Source organism: Vibrio sp. KUL80 (assembly GCF_059725495.1).
This window is the reverse complement of record NZ_AP045841.1, coordinates 439,683-457,136: the sequence shown is the minus strand read 5'-3', so window position 1 is coordinate 457,136 and position 17,454 is coordinate 439,683. Positions and strand designations below refer to the sequence as shown.

The following is a 17,454-nucleotide window of genomic DNA, read 5'->3' as shown; positions in this document are numbered from 1 at the left end:
ATTTATCATTCACAATGTGATTTGGCGTCAACTACAATGGGGTCAATTCTCTAGAATGGATTACTTAACGCCGCAACACAACGAGTTTTTCAATGTGTTACTCAAGGTGGTAATCCTCATAGCAAGTGCCCTTCGCCAGCTGCATTAGGCAGCTTCCTATCGTGCACTTTTAGCTGAGTAGAGTTTGCTAGCTCTACTATAGGTCAGGATTTTAATAGAATTATGAACACAAACCGAGAACATCTTTGTGATGTTTTAGTCATAGGAAGTGGCGCCGCTGGTCTTTCTCTTGCGCTTCGAGTTGCTGAGCGCGCGAAGGTTATTGTTTTAAGTAAAGGCCCGCTAAGTGAAGGGGCAACTTACTACGCCCAAGGTGGTATTGCAGCTGTTTTTGATGAAGCCGACAGCATAGAGTCTCATGTCAATGACACCAATATTGCTGGTGCAGGGCTGTGCGAACAAGATACCGTGCAGTTTATCGCTGAGAACGCGAAAGAGTGTGTGCAATGGCTCATCGACGGTGGCGTTCCATTTGACCAAGTTGAAACAGCCAAAGACGAAGCCCCTCGTTACCACTTAACTCGTGAGGGTGGTCATAGCCATCGCCGAATTCTGCACGCGGCTGACGCCACAGGCATGGCGATGCAAACAACACTTCAAGACAATGTATTAAGCCATCCAAACATTGAGATCTTCGAACGCTATAATGCACTCGATCTTATTACCGAAGATAAAGTAGGCGGGCGCAAAGACAAGGTTGTCGGGGCTTATATCTGGAACCGAAACCAAGAACACGTTGAAACCGTGCGCGCTAAGTTCGTGGTCCTCGCGACAGGCGGTGCCTCTAAGGTCTACCAATACACCTCAAACCCTGATGTATCATCGGGTGATGGTATCGCGATGGCATGGCGCTCAGGCTGCCGCGTTGCGAACCTAGAGTTCAATCAATTCCATCCAACGTGCCTTTTCCACCCAGACGCGCGTAACTTCTTGCTTACAGAAGCACTGCGTGGTGAAGGGGCTTACCTAAAACGCCCAGATGGCACTCGTTTCATGCCTGATTTTGATGAGCGTGAAGAGCTTGCGCCGCGTGATGTAGTCGCTCGCGCTATTGACTTCGAAATGAAGCGCCTTGGCGCAGATTGCATGTACCTAGACATCAGCCACAAGTCAGAAGAGTTCATTATTAAACACTTCCCGACCATTCACATGCGCTTGCAAGATCTGGGTATCGACATGACCAAGGAGCCGATCCCTATCGTTCCTGCCGCTCACTATACCTGTGGTGGCGTCATGGTGGATAAAACCGGTCAAACCGATCTCGACCAGTTATACGCCATTGGTGAGGTGAGCTACACTGGCCTTCACGGCGCCAACCGTATGGCATCTAACTCACTGCTCGAGTGTGTGGTGTATGCCTGGGCAGCGGCGAAAGATATCCTGACCAAATTTGACGATGCGAGCGTGGTTGATGCTATTCCAGACTGGGATGAAAGCCAAGTCAGCTGCTCTGATGAAGAGGTTATCATTCAGCATAACTGGCACGAGTTGCGTCTATTTATGTGGGATTACATGGGGATTGTTCGCACCGACAAACGCTTAGAAAGAGCGCTGCGTCGTATTCAAATGCTTCAGCAAGAGACGCACGAGTATTACAGCAACTTTAAGGTATCCAACAACCTACTCGAGCTTCGTAACCTTCTTCAAGTTGCAGAGCTGATGGTTCGTTGTGCGATGCAGCGTAAAGAAAGTCGTGGTCTTCACTACACGCTAGATTACCCAGATATGCTAGAGAACAGCGGGCCAACTATTCTGACACCTAATGAGTAACGAGCGCCCAACGAATCCTTGATTCGACTCAGCTATCTTTAAAAGCAGCCGCTACATCGGCTGCTTTTTTATGCTCACGATTAAGTGACGATAACTGGTTTCACAAGCTGATGAGCGCCAGATAAGACGCCAACCATGTCGATTATCTTTTATCGCAATCACACAGGGCGATAACGCGAGACTAAACTGTACGTTTCTCAGCGCCTCACTGTTTAGATACCAAACCTCGTCTTTAAACAGCAGCCGTCCAACAACACAGGGCCTGAGCATTGAAGAGGTCATAACAAAAATAAAAACAACTGGCACAATGACCAAAGGAATAGGCGAGAAGACGATTAGGCTACAGAGGAATAGCCTGATACTGATATCAATATAGAAGGGGAAAGCAGAAAAATGAAGGAGCAGGTCAAGGTGATGAGTCGATGCCTGCCCCCCAGACAACAGAATTAACGCACTTTGCTTAGGTTATGTGCCACGATTTTGTCGACCATTGACGCATGGCCAAGATTCTCGCTACGTCCATGCCCCATGACCCAGGTAAACAGGTCAGGATCATCGCATTCTAGCAGGGATACGAAGTCTCGTTGCTCTTGATCGTTGAGAGTATCAAAGCACTCCTCAAAGAAAGGCATAATTACCACGTCGAGCTCCAACATACCTCTACGACACGCCCACTTGATGCGCGCTTTTTCTTCACTAGAGTACATTCTAATCTCCATCTACTACTCAATATGAGCCGAGTGTAACAAGCAAGTGCATGCCCCACCACACTCTGTATCACACAAACTCAACTTTGCTCACAAGATTTCGTGCAACACACTCAATCTTATTTGCTTCTCTCGTCCTCACCCCATTTATCCTGCGCAGTTTAAGCTGACAAATGCCACGGTGAGGATTAACATAGCCACTATGTTTAACAATGAGATCACAATCTATGGAATGGCAACCAAGCATTCAAGCACTATCTTTAACGCCAGAGACAACGCTACCTTCATTAATGTTTACGCCGCTAACGTCATGGGGCGCCATTGAGTTATCGGGAGACGATGCCAAGTCTTATCTTCAAGGTCAAGTAACGTGTGATGTGGTCTCGCTTGAGCCTCAGCAGTCAACATTGGGCGCGCATTGTGATGCCAAAGGCAAAGTGTGGAGTATTTTCCGCCTATTTCATACCGAGCAAGGCTACGCAATGTTTCAACCTCAGAGCGCAATGGTTCAAGAACTCGCAGAACTGAAAAAGTATGCGGTATTTTCTAAGGTGGAATTTACCCAAAGTGATAAAGCCTGCTTTGGCGTGCTGGGCGAGCAGGCTACCGCTTGGGTCGAGCAGCACTTCCCAGCGGGCGGCGACGTAAGACAACACAACGACAGTACTGCGGTAAAAGTATCCGATGATAGATGGTTTGTTCTGGCTGATACTGAGCTTGTCTCAGCGCTACAAAGCCAGGATTCGCTTACCTGGGTTCAAGAATCACTATGGACCAAGTTCGATATCGAGCAGGGCCTGCCTACACTAACGGATGCTATGCAAAGCCAACACATTCCTCAGGCGTTTAACCTGCAAGCACTGGATGGTATAAGTTTCAGCAAGGGTTGTTATACAGGTCAAGAAACCGTAGCAAGAGCAAAATACCGTGGGATCAACAAGCGCATGCTGGCAACGGTAAAAGGCACATTACCAACGCCGGTCGCAGACGGTGACGAAATCGTTATTGAACGTTCGGTTGGCGAAAACTGGCGTAAAGCGGGCGATGTCCTAGCCACATTCCAATACGATGACAACACCCTGCTTGCCTCTATTATCGTCAACAACAACCTTGAGCAAGATGTTGAGTTCCGTCTATCGTCTCAGCCAGAAAGTCGTCTATCGCTCACACTTCCTCCTTATCCGCTGGATGAAGAATAAGAGATGATCAACACCCCGATTACTGAGTATCTGACACGAAACGGCATTGCGTTTCGTGTCCTTATGCAATCTAGAGAGGCCGTATCCATTGAAGATGCGGCGTTATTACGTGGTATCAAGCCCAATATGATGGTGAAAACCATGGTACTCAGAGACATGGGCAATCAATATGCCCTCGCGTGTTGCCCGGGTGATCGCCAAATTGACCCAAAGAAAGTACGAGCACAGCTCCAGTCCCGACGTATGACGTGTGTCGATAGCAAAGAAATTGAGTCGCTAACCGGATATCAAATAGGGACAGTCACTCCCCTACTTATCAAGACCCCAATGCCAGTTCTCTTTGATCATTCTCTCCAAACTACACCCACAGTGACAATTAGCAGTGGTGAGCGCATTGCGGGCATTGAGCTCGCTCTTAGCGATCTGGTTCAGAACTGCTCTCCAATATGGGGTGACATCATTCGTTAGCGCCCAATTAAACGGGATCTTATGTAATATTTTGTTTACTCTGCGCAAGGAACTGTGAGAACCGTCGAGTTTTATCACTTACCTTAATGAAAAGTTATACATTTATTCAGCATAAATAGTCACAGAGTAAAAATTACGATATGGTGGTTTTGTGTTCAGTTCATCGTCACGACGAACTGAATATCACACTAGAGTGAATCTCTGCCTAGTGCAGTAACTCCACTTTTGTGTAATGCATCTGTGACATTTGGCCCGCTGTGCGGGCTTTTTTTTACCTGCTAGTATCGACTTTATCGCCCTCGCTCAATCTGTAAAAGTTTATGTCTGGTGACAACTTTTTCTGATTTCTCCGGTCTATTAATCCGTAAGCAATAGCAAACGTGCGCATTTCTCCCTCACTAACGACTGGAGAATAATGTTGATTCTCGTTTGCTAGTGACTAGCCTATCTGAAACAGGATACCGAAATAAATGGAAGCCCCCACAACGCGCTTTTGTGCTAGGTATCACGCGGAATAGGCTGGCAAGCGGAAGAATTGCAAAACGCACCACAAAACCAAAAAGTGACCCAGATAGAGGACGAATTAAGCCCTCTCAATCACACAATTTAGCTAGGGTTTTATCTATAATTCTCGAGCTAAGACAATGCTAGGTAACACGATAAGGAAGGCTAAATGAGACTGTTTAAGCGCTATACGCCAGGTATGATTGCTAAACATATAAGTCGATTGTTTAAAGGAAAGATCTACATCTATGGACTCGGTGGCTTTGAGTTCGATAACGGCAAACTGATCATCCCAGAGCGTGCAGAGAAACGCCACTTTCAAGCCGTAAAAGAAGTAAATCAAGAAGTGATGAAACTGAGGTGCGCCTACGCATAGCTGAAAGTTTAGTCATAATCTCGCTGCGCTCTCATCAACATCAAGGCAGCATCGCGTTAGACCCGAGCTCCTAAACATAGGCTCGCAAGCATAGGCTCATTGGAATCAGCGCATTAGAAAAACACAACCGAATTAAGAAAGGACAGCATTCATGCTGTCCTTTTGCTTTTGGATCAGAGACTACGATTAATCTTGATTCACAACCGCTTTTGCAAGCTCAGGTAAGCGACCTCGCATCCCCAATGCACGACTCATAATTTCCTGTTTTGCCCCCGGTAATTGCCCTACTAGGCTCATACCGATACCACGGAATAACTTCTTGGCTGGGTTATCGCCTTCAAACAGGTCCTTAAAGCCTTGCATAGCGGCAATCATTTTCGCCGCCTCGGCTTTACGCCAGCGTTCGTATTCTCTTAAATGACGTTTGCGACCCAAGTCTTGTCCTGAGCTCCATAGTTTAAGCAGTTCCTGTGCTAGGCTCGCCGCATCAAGCAGCCCAAGGTTAACCCCCTGCCCTGCTAATGGATGGATCGTATGCGCCGCATCACCCACCAAAGCAACGCGCTCAGTTGCAAAATCTCGAGCATAACGCATGGTCAGCGGGAAAACGCGTCGCTCAGACTGAACTTGGCATAAACCTAAACGGCTATCAAACTCAGCAGTCAACGCTTTATTGAACTCAGCATCTGACATCTTTGCGAGTTTTTCTGCTCGCGTTGGCTCTGTCGACCACACGATGGAACACAGGTTATCATCCACCATAGGTAAGAAAGCCAGTGGGCCTTGAGAGGTAAACACCTGTCGAGCGACACGCTGGTGATGATCCTCTACCGAAATATTCGCAACCAAAGCGCTATGACCATAATCCCAATGCGTCAGAGGAATATCTTGCTGCTTTCGAACCCAAGAGTTGGCGCCATCTGCACCAACGATGAGTTTGCTCGTAAAGGACTGACCGTTATCCAGTGTGGTCCAAACCTCGCTCTCACCAATCGCCATCGATTGACAGCGGTGCGGCATAAATAGCGTCACGTTACTTTGCTGTTCCACCTGTTCTAGCAGCGCTAACTGAATCACACGATTCTCAACAATATGACCGAGGTTCGGTTGAGACATTTGGCTGGCAGAGAATTCAATACGTGCAAAGCTATCTTGCTCCCACACTTCCATCGCCTGGTAGGGTGCGCAGCGGTGACTTTGGATCGCTTCCCATGCATCCAGATTTTTTAATATGGTTTCGCTCGCGCGGCTAAGTGCGGAGACGCGAATATCTGGGTCTCCACTCAAATCTTTGGAAGGTTGAGAGCCTTCCACAATTGCAATTCGAATTCCGGTATTTTTTAGGGCACGCGCTAGCGCCAGCCCCACCATTCCGCCACCTACAATGGCGATGTCAAAACTTTGCATCTTTGCCTTACCTTTTCACCACGCCCAACGCTCGGTTGAACACTGGCGTCTTCAGACGTGGGAAATTGTCCATCATTGCCAATCCAAGATTTCGAGCTACGCGAAGCGTGAGCAAATCGTTGGAAAATACATGCACCAAACCTGATGTCATGGTTATCGTCAGCTCTCTATCCGACTGACGTTGTGCCTGGAACCTTGTTAGATTAGCGTAATCGCCGACATCTTTAAGGTTTTCCAGTAACGAATCGACCAGAGTCGCAATATCGCGAATTCCCAGGTTGAAGCCTTGCCCTGCTATCGGGTGAAGAGTTTGTGCCGCATTGCCTACCGCAGCTACTCGATGACTCACGATTTGCGGACGGTGTTTGAGCAAAAGTGGATAGCTAACCACAGAGCCTACGCGAGTAAACCTCCCCAAACGCCACCCAAATGCCTGTTGCAGTTTCTCAAGAAACGCCGACTCTGAGAGTGATTGTACATCCGCTGCCTCTTCTGGAGGCAAACACCAAACGAGTGAGCTGCGCGATTGTGACATTGGGAGCAAGGCCAATGGACCATGTTCGGTAAATCGTTCAAACGCTCGACCGTTTGGTGCCTCGCTAGTCAGCACATTCGCAATAACGGCAACTTGATTGAAATCTCGAATCTCTTGTCCTAGTCCAACCGCTTGGCAAATTGCAGAATCTGCACCGTCGGCGGCAACCACCAGCTTAGCTTGAAGCTGCTGGTCACCTTCGTCAGAGGTGAGGTCAAGAACTACTTCGCCTTGTTGCTGAACAAGGTGTGTTACTGCGCTTGGACAGAACAAATCGATGTGGGAGCGAGTGGCTAGCTCATCGCTAAAACGCTGACCAACTTCAGCTAATTCAACAACATAACCCATCGCATCCAGACCTTCTTTATCAGCATGGAAGTCAGTCATTCCAGCATGACCTCGGTCTGAAACATGAATATGTGTGATCGGCGTAGCGTGATCCTCGATGAGACGCCAAAGGTCGTAACGTTTCAGAAGTTCGACACTGCCATAAGACAGAGCAATAGAGCGAGCATCAAAGCCCGGGTGAGCGGCATTACCTTGCGCATATGGCTCGACGACCGCAATCTTTAACGCATGATTAGTGCTGGAATCTAGCGCCATGGCAAGCGTTGCGCCTGCCATAGCTCCACCAGCAATAACAACATCATACTCTTTGGGCACGGATATTCTCCTTGTAGCCAAACCCTCTCCGACCTTAGTGGATGGTAGGTGTCTCTGATTCTTTACTTGGTTTTACGCCAAACTCAGCATGGATGGTCAGAACGCACGCTTTAACATGCTCAATAACCTGCTCAAGCAACTGTGCCTGCTCTTCCATATCATCATCTTCATCGATGCCTAATCTTGCGATCTCTTCTAGGTCAGCGAGCGCTTCTTTGGTGTCCGCCGATGCCTTAGCAAGCTGAGCATTAATAAGCCCCAAGCCAGAGATGAAGTGATTGACCCACTCGCTGAGCCCATCTGCTTGTTCGAACAGATCGGCTTCCACACCTTCACCAGGGATAAACAGTGCGAGCTCAAAGCTCTGCTCAGCCGTAAGCTCTTTGATAGAAAGATCAAGAAGCTCTCTTGAGCGAGTCAATAATGATTGCGGCCAACCGAGTCCATCATTGGTGTAATCAAACAATAACGGTTGCCAGCTGTCATCCTTTAGCCCTAAACCACCACTCAACATACCGACCAATAGGCCGTGTAGTTCTGCTGGGGAAACGGCAAGTCCTGCCTGCTGTAGCTCTGTCGCCACCGCAATGTAATCGGGTAGTGTTGATTCACTCATAACGATACTCGTTGTCCTGTAGGGTAGTCAGCGGTAAAAAGAACAGACTACCTTGATTCAAATTTGATGTGCCATGCTACCACTTCACACACTTGGCGGAAATGGTGTCGCGCTCGTTTCTGAATAGCTTTTGTGCGAATTGTCGATTTCGTGTGTGATTAGCCACGCATTTGACACTGAGTCACCGGAAAAGCTTGAATCTTAATGTGGCTTTACCTATAGTTTCTCCCTCAACATTACCGCTATTGGTGATACTTAAAAGAGTTCTTGTCATTATGGAAAATCAAGCTGTCGAAGTTGAAATATTGGGTAAACTGACTCGGGTAAATTGTCCTGCAGATCAGAAAGATACCCTTGTTCAAGCAGCGAAAGACTTGGATAACCGATTGCAAGAAATGTCCGAAAGGACTAAAGTAACCAACGAGTTGAAACTGCTTACCATCGCGGCGCTTAACATGTCGTATGAGCTTAACAACCGCAGTAATGAGTCACTTCAAGAAGTGACTGAAATGAACGAGCGCATGGAGCAGCTCGCGGCATCACTTGATGATGCCATCAGCAAAGTAAAGCAAGGACAGCAAGCCTAATTTTACCCTGGGGTGTGCGTCAGTGGATTTAAGTCCCTGAGCCGATAAGCAATACCAAAGGGTTAGTACTTGATAGCTATTGAGCAAGCTCGGCCCGTACCGAGAAGCCTACGGTTACCATTGCTGATCCGCCTTGAACCAGCTGGTTCAAGGGCCACAATCCTCAACGGCACTCTGGGGTATTCCTAATGTCATTATCGACTAGGCAGCAAATTCGAACCTTGATTCGAGGTCGCCGCCAAGCCATCAGTTCAGATCAACAAATCCGATACTCTGATGAGTTAGTCGAACGTGCTAAGCAGTTACCAGAACTTAGCCGAGCGAAAAAGATAGCCCTGTATCTTGCCACCGATGGTGAGCTAGATGCCCAGCCAATGATTGAATGGTGCTGGCAGCAAGGCATCGACACCTACCTTCCCGTGATTCACCCTTTTTCCAAGGGCCAATTGTTGTTTCTGCGTTACGCACCGACAACGCCTCTGGTCTACAACCAATATAGAATCCTCGAGCCGCGCCTTGATAAGCAAATGATTTGTCCTGTCGCTGACCTCGATATCATTTTTACGCCACTCGTCGCCTTTGACGAGCAGGGTCAACGCTTAGGTATGGGTGGGGGTTACTATGATCGAACGTTGGCACCCTGGGAGTCAAAGTCAACTGGTCCTATCGCGATTGGACTTGCGCACGACTGTCAGCAGGTAAGCGCGCTTCCAACCGAGTCCTGGGACATTCCTCTTAGTACCATCATGACACCGAGCAAGATCTGGCGCTGGTAAATCCCCTCCACCGAGCAAACGATTGCTGTTTTTTGGCGATTTTCTTCATTTCGCCAACTTTACGCTCATTTTTTAATGATTTTGATATATAATTCGCCCGCATTTTCACCTTAATTCTAAAAACTGGGATTTCACCATGACTCAAGACGAGATGAAGAAAGCTGCTGGTTGGGCGGCACTAAAGTATGTTGAAAAAGGCAGCATTGTCGGTGTCGGCACTGGCTCTACTGTTAACCACTTTATTGATGCACTAGGCACAATTAAAGAAGACATCAAAGGTGCTGTTTCAAGCTCTATCGCTTCTACTGAGAAGCTAGAAGCGCTTGGCATCGAAGTTTTCGATTGTAACGATGTGGCTGCGCTCGATGTGTATGTCGATGGCGCTGATGAAATCAACGCAACTCGCGACATGATCAAAGGCGGCGGTGCGGCGCTAACTCGTGAGAAGATTGTTGCCGCTATCTCAGACAAGTTCGTGTGTATTGTTGACGGTACTAAGGCTGTAGACGTATTGGGTAAGTTCCCTCTTCCAGTTGAAGTCATCCCAATGGCGCGCTCTTACGTGGCTCGTGAACTAGTAAAACTTGGTGGTGACCCTGTATATCGTGAAGGCGTTGTAACGGATAACGGCAACGTCATCCTAGATGTACACGGTATGCAAATCACTGATCCAAAAGCGATGGAAGACAGCATTAACGCACTAGCGGGTGTTGTTACTGTGGGTCTGTTCGCACACCGTGGTGCCGACGTGATCATCACAGGTACGCCAGAAGGCGCAAAAATCGAAGATTAATGACCCCACATTCACGTTGTCGCCAGACTTATAGCTGGCCGATATATTGAACGTGATTACGTCATTTGACTACAAACGGCACCCTTGGTGCCGTTTTTTCGTTTTCCTATAAGAAAATTATGCCTTATTCCGTAATTTTCTTACCCATCGTTAAACTTTTTTGTTACTTTATTGGTCACAAGACGCACAAGGAAAACGTTTGCCTCAAGCAGTTGGAAGCTCCCTCCCTGATATTCTCACTGTCAAATGTGCGCCAATTTAGCCCAAATTTCCCATGTTAAGGATGAGTTCAATGGCCAAAGTTTCACTGGAAAAAGACAAGATTAAGATTCTTCTGCTGGAAGGTTTGCATCCATCTTCTGTAGAGGTTCTACAAGCTGCCGGTTACACCAATATCACTTACCACAAAGGCTCTCTGCCAGAAGAAGAGCTAATGGAAGCGGTGAAAGACGTGCATTTTATCGGTATTCGCTCCCGTACTAACCTAACCGACAAGGTGATCAACGCGGCAGAGAAACTGGTGGCGATTGGCTGTTTCTGTATTGGTACCAACCAAGTTAACCTTGAAGCCGCTGCCAAGCGCGGTGTGCCTGTCTTCAACGCACCGTTCTCTAACACGCGAAGTGTAGCTGAATTAGTACTAGGTCAGATTCTATTGCTACTTCGTGGTATTCCAGAAAAGAATGCACTTGCACACCGTGGTATCTGGAAGAAGAGTGCAGACAACTCTTATGAAGCCCGTGGTAAGCGCCTTGGTATTATCGGTTACGGTCACATTGGTACTCAATTGGGTATCATTGCTGAAAACTTGGGTATGCGTGTCTACTTCTACGACATCGAGAACAAACTGTCTCTTGGTAATGCGACTCAAGTGCACACCATGACTGAGTTACTGAATAAGTGTGACGTGATCTCACTTCACGTTCCAGAAACCGCAGGTACCAAGAACATGATGGGCGCGGCAGAGTTCGAACGCATGAAGCCTGGCTCAATCTTTATCAACGCTGCGCGCGGTACTGTGGTTGATATCCCTGCCCTTTGTGACGCTCTAGAAGGCGGTCACCTTGCTGGCGCAGCAATTGACGTGTTCCCAGAAGAGCCGAAAACCAATGCAGACCCGTTTGAGTCTCCACTGATGAAGTTCGACAACGTGATCCTTACACCGCACGTTGGTGGTTCTACACAAGAAGCACAAGAGAACATTGGTGTTGAGGTTGCTGGTAAGCTAGCGAAATACTCAGATAACGGCTCAACGCTATCAAGCGTGAACTTCCCAGAGGTATCACTGCCAGAGCACACTGACTGTTCTCGTCTACTACACATTCACCAAAACCGCCCGGGTATCCTAACGCAAATCAACACCATCTTTGCGGATGAAGGGATCAACATCGCGGGTCAGTACCTGCAGACTTCTGCAGATATCGGTTACGTAGTGATTGATGTTGAGACGGCGCGTTCGGAAGAAGCGTTGGCTAAGTTGAAGCAGATTGAAGGGACGTTGAGAGCGCGTATTCTTCACTAAGATAAGAGCTTTCCCCCTCCCAGCCTCCCGCTTTTAAGGGGAGGAGCCAATGCTCGCTACGCGCCGCTTTGCTAAAAGGCGATGCGACGACAGGAGCTAGCCTAAGTTCTCCCCCTAATATAGGGGGAGCTAGAGGGGGTATAATGCGCTGAACTTACAACAAATTATGCAATTCAAGTAGACTCCCTAGCCTCTAGCTACCCCAAAAACCATCACTCACCAATCCGATAAGTCACATCCACTCGATCACGAATCGTAATCACCGAGTCCTGATAACTATTAGACTCCGCCTTACTATCCATCGCCATCGCGCGCATAACCACCGGCTGGTTCATCTGCTGACGGTACTCAATACGCCACACGTTCCCAAGCTGCTGTTCAAAGCCTTTCGCCAATGAAGACGCTTTGCTTTGCGCATCTTTTATCGCCGCCATGCGAGCCGCTTCTTGATACTGCCCTTCGTCTTTCACTTTGAGTTGAATGTTGTCGACCTGATTGATTCCAGATTCTAAAGCAAGGTCTAAGTAGTTATTAAGCTTATCGAGATCCATCACCTGAACCGTCACCGTGCGAGAGGCGCGATAGCCAATCAATTCAGGCTTGCCTTTTTCTGGGTAGTGATACTGCGGCGAGAGATACAAGTTTGAGCTTTGGATGTCCGCTTTGTCGATACCATTCTTGGTTAAGCCATCAAGAAATTTGTCGACGACGGCATCTACGCCTTGCTTAGCTTGATCGGCATCCATCTGTGACTGCACCACTCGAACGGAAAACTCAGCCATATCTGGTGTGGCCTGGATCTCACCGTAGCCTGTCGTAGAAATATGAGCAAATTCAGGCTGACTCGCAAATACTGGCGCCGCGAATAAACTGACCACCAAACTACCAACAACTAAAGACTGTTTCATGAAGACTCCTCGTCTTATTTTCACATACTCAATATTAGGCATAGGTATAGACTATAGGTTCCCAAACATCTAAAAGCTGACAGAACATTGACCAAACGCTGTCTGACACTATTGTGGCAAAAACTGCCTAGCGTGACCGATAATGGCGTCTGACACCTCACTCAACACACCACTTTCAAGCTGCCAATGGTGCCAGTAGATTTGGTGGGAAAGTAGGATGTTGGGCGTCAGTTCAATCAAAGCGCCAGACTCGAGCTCTTCTTGGATTTGAAGCTTAGGGATCAGACAGTACGCAACACCAGCAACAGCCAACTTCACAAACGCCTCTGAGCTTCGCACTGTATGTTTGAGTATGTTCCCACGCATGATATTGAAGTGCTGGTTAACAAACTTCTGATGCATCTTATCATGCTGGTCGTAAGCAACCGCTGGCGCTTTCATCAAGGTTTCACGATTCACGCCTTGGCTAAAGTAGCGCTTAATAAAGCTTGGGCTCGCCACGCAAAGGTAATCCACACGCCCCAAATAGTCCGCTACACAGCCAGGGATTGATTGTGGCTCGAGACTGATAGCGCCCACCACTTCACCATTTTTCAGCTTTTCTATGGTTCGACCTTCATCATCAACAATAAGGTCGAGTTCAACACGCTTAGATTCGAGCAGAGGAAACAGACTTGGAAGTAACCAAGTGGCGAGACTGTCTGCGTTGGTGGCTAGGGACACCGATAAGGGTTTATCGCCAAGATCCGCAGCAAGCTCCGGCACCAATTCTTGCTCAAGTAAGCGCACTCGACGATAAAGACCTAACAGCTTTTTACCGACTGCGGTTGGACGCGGTGGTTGCTCGCGAACCAATACCGGTTGCGCTAACCATTTTTCCAGTTGCTTCACGCGTTGGGATACGGCAGATTGAGAGATATATAGGTGTTCAGCCGCTTTATCGAAGCTTTTTTGCTCAACAATGGCATCCAGTGCCTCTATCCATTTGTAGTCTAATCCGCGCATCTTTTAACCTCTCAAAACAGCCATTAGCTAAGCTTATTTCTCATTAATATTATTAACTATCCTAATCATAATCGAATCGCTATTCTCTCGCTCTCTTTTATGCAGTGGTGAGGAAATTAAAGTGAATTTTTGGGTGCTTCTTCAAGGTTTCGGATTGGGCGCAACGATGATTATCCCAATTGGCGCTCAGAACGCTTATGTATTAAATCAGGGGATTAAACGCAATCACCACCTGACAACAGCAACGGTGTGCAGCCTGCTAGACATGACGTTCATCTCACTGGGTATCTTTGGTGGCGGTGCGATCTTATCGCAAAATGAGCTGTTGCTTACCGCTGTTACTTTAGGTGGTATCGCCTTTTTAACCGGTTATGGTTTGTTATCACTGCGCAGCGCGTTTAAAGCACCAGCAGCAAAAGAGTCGTCAGGCGAGGTATTAGCACGCGGAAGACGTACAGTGGTGCTGGGTGCCCTAGCGGTAACGGTGTTGAACCCACATCTCTATCTAGATACGGTTGTTATCCTTGGCTCCATTGGTGGCCAATTTGAGGGCAATGACCGAATTGCTTTTGCTATTGGTACGGTACTCGCGTCATTCGTTTGGTTCTATTCCCTATCGATGGGCGCTGCTAAACTTGGTCCAACGTTATCAAAACCTAAAGTTAAAAAGGGTATCGACTTGGCGGTGGCGGCAATGATGTTTACTATTGCTCTGTTACTAACAAAAGGATTAATGGAGTAAGTCTTGATGGACAGAACCGAAGCCATCTACCTCGCTAACGTCGCGCTTTTGGAGCAGTTATCCGTCTCCTTTTCCAAGTGGCAACATGAGCCTATTCTGGATTTTGAAACTGATGTTCGTATAGCGAAAGAGCTTGGCTGGACCGGGCTGCATAGCAAGAGCTTATTTTTGAAAAAGAAAGGCGGAGGGTTTGCTCTGTTCCTAACCGATAAAGACTCAAGGCTAGACAAAGCGCAGCTAAAACAAGCGCTCGGCAAACGCACCTCTATCTGTAGCAATGAAGAAATGATTGAACAAATCGGCTGTGTTCCTGGGGCTGTCTGTCCTATCGGCTTGCCCGATGACATCTCTATCGTTGTCGATAGCCGTTTGTTTGATGCCGAAGAGATCCTTTATACGCCAGGTAAGCCTGAGTGGACATTTGGTATTGACGGCAATGCTCTCAAGCAGGTGTTAGATAGCGTTCCAAACCAAATCATTGAAATAGAAAAAGGAGAAGCCTAGCTTCTCCTTTTTACATCTGATGTTAACGCCGGAGCAATCAGTCCACTTTGTTCAAGTGCACATCCATCTGAGGGAATGGAATTTCGATACCTTCGGCGTCCAGAGCTTCTTTAATCGCTTGTAGCGTATCAAAGTAAACGTCCCAGTATTGCTCAGTGCGAACCCAAGGACGAACCACGAAGTTCACTGAAGAATCAGCAAGTGCAACGACACCCACGGTAATACCTGGCTCTTTAAGGATACGTTCATCCGCTTCTAGCGTCTTACGAATCACTTCTTGAGTTTTCTTCAGGTCCGCTCCATAAGACACGCCAATCACGTGGTCGATACGACGAGTCGCATGACGTGAATAGTTGGTGATTGGAGAGCCAATGACCGATGCGTTTGGAACCACAACCATCTTGTTGTCTGGTGTGGTAAGGATAGTTTGGAAGATCTGGATAGAATCCACTGAACCCGCTACACCACCAATCTCTACGTAGTCACCTGACTTAAACGGACGGAAGCCAACAATAAGCACACCCGCGGCAAAGTTAGAAAGCGAGCCTTGCAGAGCAAGACCGATAGCTAAACCGGCAGCACCGATGACCGCAACCACTGAGGCGGTTTGTACGCCGATGCGACTTAATGCAGCAATGAGTACGATGACAAATAAGGTGTAGCGTACAATCCCATGGATAAACTCAACGACGGCTTTATCCATCTTCTTCTTGTGCAGCAGCTTAGCGACGCTGCCCGCTATCGCTTTAACGATAATGTTACCGATAAATAGGATAAGCAGTGCAGAGATGATGTTTACACCGTACTGGATCAGAAGATCAGAGTTATTGGTTAGCCATTTTTCTGCATGCGACAGGCTATCCACGAGCGGAGTTTCGATATCAACTGACTCACCAGCCATATTGCGTACCTCTTAAATAAAACGAATTGGGCAAAGCGAGTCTTAGCTAATACCACTGTTCTATTAGCAAAGGCGCGCCGTAATCAGCAATGCATACAGGAAATCAATATCAATACACATTACTTAACAAAAGGTTACGCAAACATATGCGTTAATGCCAGTTTTTTTCAGATCAATCACACAATTTTCATCAGACACAAAAAAAGCCGCTCCAAAGAGCGACTTTTTTCATCTTACTATCAGTTAAATCTTATGCGATTTAATCTTATAGTACGTCGATAGCGTTTAGGTCAGCGAAAGCTTTCTCTAGACGAGCAACCATTGAAGATTGACCAGCACGTAGCCATACGCGTGGATCGTAGTACTTCTTGTTTGGCGCGTCTTCACCAGTTGGGTTACCGATTTGACCTTGTAGGTAATCGTGGTTCTCAGCTTCGTAAGAACGGATACCGTCCCAAGTTGCCCACTGTGTATCAGTATCGATGTTCATTTTGATAACACCGTAGCCGATAGACTCTTGGATCTCTGCTTCAGTAGAACCAGAACCACCGTGGAATACGAAGTTTAGAGCGTTAGGTGCGATACCGAACTTCTCTGAACAGTATGCTTGAGAGTCACGTAGGATAGTTGGAGTTAGAACAACGTTACCTGGCTTGTAAACACCGTGTACGTTACCGAAAGAAGCAGCGATAGTGAAACGTGGGCTAACAGCGTTTAGTTTCTCGTATGCGTATGCTACGTCTTCTGGAGAAGTGTAAAGCTCAGATGCGTCCATGTGAGAGTTATCTACGCCGTCTTCTTCACCACCAGTACAACCTAGTTCGATCTCTAGAGTCATACCCATTTTCGCCATGCGAGCTAGGTACTTAGCAGAGATTTCGATGTTCTCTTCTAGAGACTCTTCAGAAAGGTCGATCATGTGAGAAGAGAATAGAGGCTTACCAGTTTGAGCGAAGAACTCTTCACCTGCATCTAGAAGACCGTCGATCCATGGTAGAAGTTTCTTCGCAGCGTGGTCTGTGTGAAGAATCACTGGAACACCGTAAGATTCAGCAACTGCGTGAACGTATTTTGCACCAGCAACTGCACCTAGGATTTGCGCACCTTGACCTTCAAGCTTAACGCCTTTACCAGCGAAGAAGCCAGCACCGCCGTTAGAGAACTGAACTACAACTGGAGCTTTAACTTTAGCTGCAGCTTCAAGAACACCGTTGATAGAGTCAGTGTTCACTACGTTAACTGCAGGAAGAGCGAAGTTGTTCTCTTTAGCAACTTCAAATACTTTCTGTACGTCATCGCCAGAGATAACACCTGGTTTTACGAAGTCGAAGATCTTAGACATGGAATAAGTCCTATTTTCTGTCGTTTTAAATAAATATTGGCAATCGTTTGCTCACAACGGGCGGCATTG

Annotated in this window: 18 protein-coding genes and 1 other RNA gene; 11 read left to right on the top strand and 8 right to left on the bottom strand. The window is 47.4% G+C overall.

Annotated features, from left to right (window positions below; genetic code table 11):
• Positions 1-222 precede the first annotated feature (222 nt).
• Positions 223-1,830 carry an L-aspartate oxidase gene (gene nadB / locus AC6I8U_RS02120; protein ID WP_042473293.1) on the top strand — a complete coding sequence of 536 codons (1,608 nt, stop codon included), beginning with the start codon at positions 223-225 and terminating at the stop codon, positions 1,828-1,830.
• Positions 1,831-2,276: 446 nt separating this feature from the next.
• Here the strand turns inward: nadB and AC6I8U_RS02115 are convergent, their stop codons facing one another.
• Positions 2,277-2,537: an FAD assembly factor SdhE gene (locus AC6I8U_RS02115; protein WP_042473291.1), complete on the bottom strand. Its 261-nt coding sequence runs from the start codon at positions 2,535-2,537 to the stop codon at positions 2,277-2,279.
• Positions 2,538-2,764: 227 nt separating this feature from the next.
• Between AC6I8U_RS02115 and ygfZ the strand changes: the two genes are divergently transcribed.
• The 3 genes from ygfZ to AC6I8U_RS02100 all read left to right on the top strand — a co-directional run bounded on the left by ygfZ (position 2,765) and on the right by AC6I8U_RS02100 (position 5,084).
• Positions 2,765-3,736 carry a tRNA-modifying protein YgfZ gene (gene ygfZ / locus AC6I8U_RS02110; RefSeq protein WP_498018302.1) on the top strand — a complete coding sequence of 324 codons (972 nt, stop codon included), beginning with the start codon at positions 2,765-2,767 and terminating at the stop codon, positions 3,734-3,736.
• A gap of 3 nt (positions 3,737-3,739) precedes the next feature.
• Positions 3,740-4,204 (top strand): aminoacyl-tRNA deacylase, encoded by a 465-nt coding sequence (locus AC6I8U_RS02105; RefSeq protein WP_498017617.1) that lies wholly within the window; start codon positions 3,740-3,742, stop codon positions 4,202-4,204.
• A gap of 673 nt (positions 4,205-4,877) precedes the next feature.
• Positions 4,878-5,084, top strand: a complete 207-nt coding sequence (locus AC6I8U_RS02100) for a DUF1107 domain-containing protein (protein WP_042473288.1) — start codon at positions 4,878-4,880, stop codon at positions 5,082-5,084.
• A gap of 186 nt (positions 5,085-5,270) precedes the next feature.
• Here AC6I8U_RS02100 and AC6I8U_RS02095 read toward each other — a convergent pair whose 3' ends face one another.
• The 3 genes from AC6I8U_RS02095 to AC6I8U_RS02085 form a co-directional block, all read right to left on the bottom strand.
• A complete protein-coding gene (locus tag AC6I8U_RS02095; protein WP_498017616.1) occupies positions 5,271-6,491 on the bottom strand; it encodes an FAD-dependent 2-octaprenylphenol hydroxylase in 1,221 nt (406 codons plus the stop codon).
• A gap of 7 nt (positions 6,492-6,498) precedes the next feature.
• Positions 6,499-7,650, bottom strand: a complete 1,152-nt coding sequence (gene ubiH / locus AC6I8U_RS02090) for a 2-octaprenyl-6-methoxyphenyl hydroxylase (protein ID WP_498018301.1) — start codon at positions 7,648-7,650, stop codon at positions 6,499-6,501.
• Between the two features lie 73 nt (positions 7,651-7,723).
• Entirely contained in the window at positions 7,724-8,305 is a 582-nt protein-coding gene (locus AC6I8U_RS02085) for a YecA/YgfB family protein (RefSeq protein ID WP_252012599.1), read from the bottom strand.
• A gap of 275 nt (positions 8,306-8,580) precedes the next feature.
• Between AC6I8U_RS02085 and zapA the strand changes: the two genes are divergently transcribed.
• The 5 genes from zapA (at position 8,581) to serA (ending at position 11,983) form a co-directional block, all read left to right on the top strand.
• Positions 8,581-8,892: a cell division protein ZapA gene (zapA, locus tag AC6I8U_RS02080; protein ID WP_042473283.1), complete on the top strand. Its 312-nt coding sequence runs from the start codon at positions 8,581-8,583 to the stop codon at positions 8,890-8,892.
• Position 8,893: 1 nt separating this feature from the next.
• A non-coding RNA gene (ssrS, locus tag AC6I8U_RS02075) (6S RNA) lies at positions 8,894-9,077 on the top strand.
• A gap of 3 nt (positions 9,078-9,080) precedes the next feature.
• Complete coding sequence (locus AC6I8U_RS02070; protein WP_498017615.1) at positions 9,081-9,668, top strand: 5-formyltetrahydrofolate cyclo-ligase; 588 nt, start codon at positions 9,081-9,083, stop codon at positions 9,666-9,668.
• Between the two features lie 136 nt (positions 9,669-9,804).
• Complete coding sequence (gene rpiA, locus AC6I8U_RS02065) at positions 9,805-10,461, top strand: ribose-5-phosphate isomerase RpiA (RefSeq protein ID WP_234495126.1); 657 nt, start codon at positions 9,805-9,807, stop codon at positions 10,459-10,461.
• A gap of 292 nt (positions 10,462-10,753) precedes the next feature.
• A complete protein-coding gene (serA, locus tag AC6I8U_RS02060; RefSeq protein WP_042473278.1) occupies positions 10,754-11,983 on the top strand; it encodes a phosphoglycerate dehydrogenase in 1,230 nt (409 codons plus the stop codon).
• 212 nt (positions 11,984-12,195) lie between these two features.
• Here serA and AC6I8U_RS02055 read toward each other — a convergent pair whose 3' ends face one another.
• Both AC6I8U_RS02055 and AC6I8U_RS02050 read right to left on the bottom strand, forming a co-directional pair.
• The gene (locus tag AC6I8U_RS02055) at positions 12,196-12,891 is read right to left on the bottom strand and encodes an oxidative stress defense protein (protein WP_498017614.1); all 696 of its coding nucleotides are present in this window, start codon (positions 12,889-12,891) and stop codon (positions 12,196-12,198) included.
• Positions 12,892-12,999: 108 nt separating this feature from the next.
• The gene (locus AC6I8U_RS02050) at positions 13,000-13,896 is read right to left on the bottom strand and encodes a LysR family transcriptional regulator ArgP (RefSeq protein ID WP_234495124.1); all 897 of its coding nucleotides are present in this window, start codon (positions 13,894-13,896) and stop codon (positions 13,000-13,002) included.
• A gap of 121 nt (positions 13,897-14,017) precedes the next feature.
• Here AC6I8U_RS02050 and AC6I8U_RS02045 point away from each other — a divergent pair, with 121 nt between their 5' ends.
• Positions 14,018-14,638, top strand: coding sequence for a LysE/ArgO family amino acid transporter (locus AC6I8U_RS02045; protein ID WP_042496218.1), 621 nt, complete (start codon positions 14,018-14,020; stop codon positions 14,636-14,638).
• A 6-nt stretch (positions 14,639-14,644) separates the two neighbouring features.
• The gene (locus AC6I8U_RS02040; RefSeq protein ID WP_498017613.1) at positions 14,645-15,142 is read left to right on the top strand and encodes a YbaK/EbsC family protein; all 498 of its coding nucleotides are present in this window, start codon (positions 14,645-14,647) and stop codon (positions 15,140-15,142) included.
• 37 nt (positions 15,143-15,179) lie between these two features.
• On the opposite strand, the gene mscS is transcribed toward AC6I8U_RS02040, so the two are convergent.
• Positions 15,180-16,043 (bottom strand): small-conductance mechanosensitive channel MscS, encoded by an 864-nt coding sequence (gene mscS / locus AC6I8U_RS02035; RefSeq protein WP_042473269.1) that lies wholly within the window; start codon positions 16,041-16,043, stop codon positions 15,180-15,182.
• A 265-nt stretch (positions 16,044-16,308) separates the two neighbouring features.
• Entirely contained in the window at positions 16,309-17,385 is a 1,077-nt protein-coding gene (gene fbaA / locus AC6I8U_RS02030) for a class II fructose-bisphosphate aldolase (RefSeq protein WP_498017612.1), read from the bottom strand.
• Positions 17,386-17,454 lie beyond the last annotated feature (69 nt).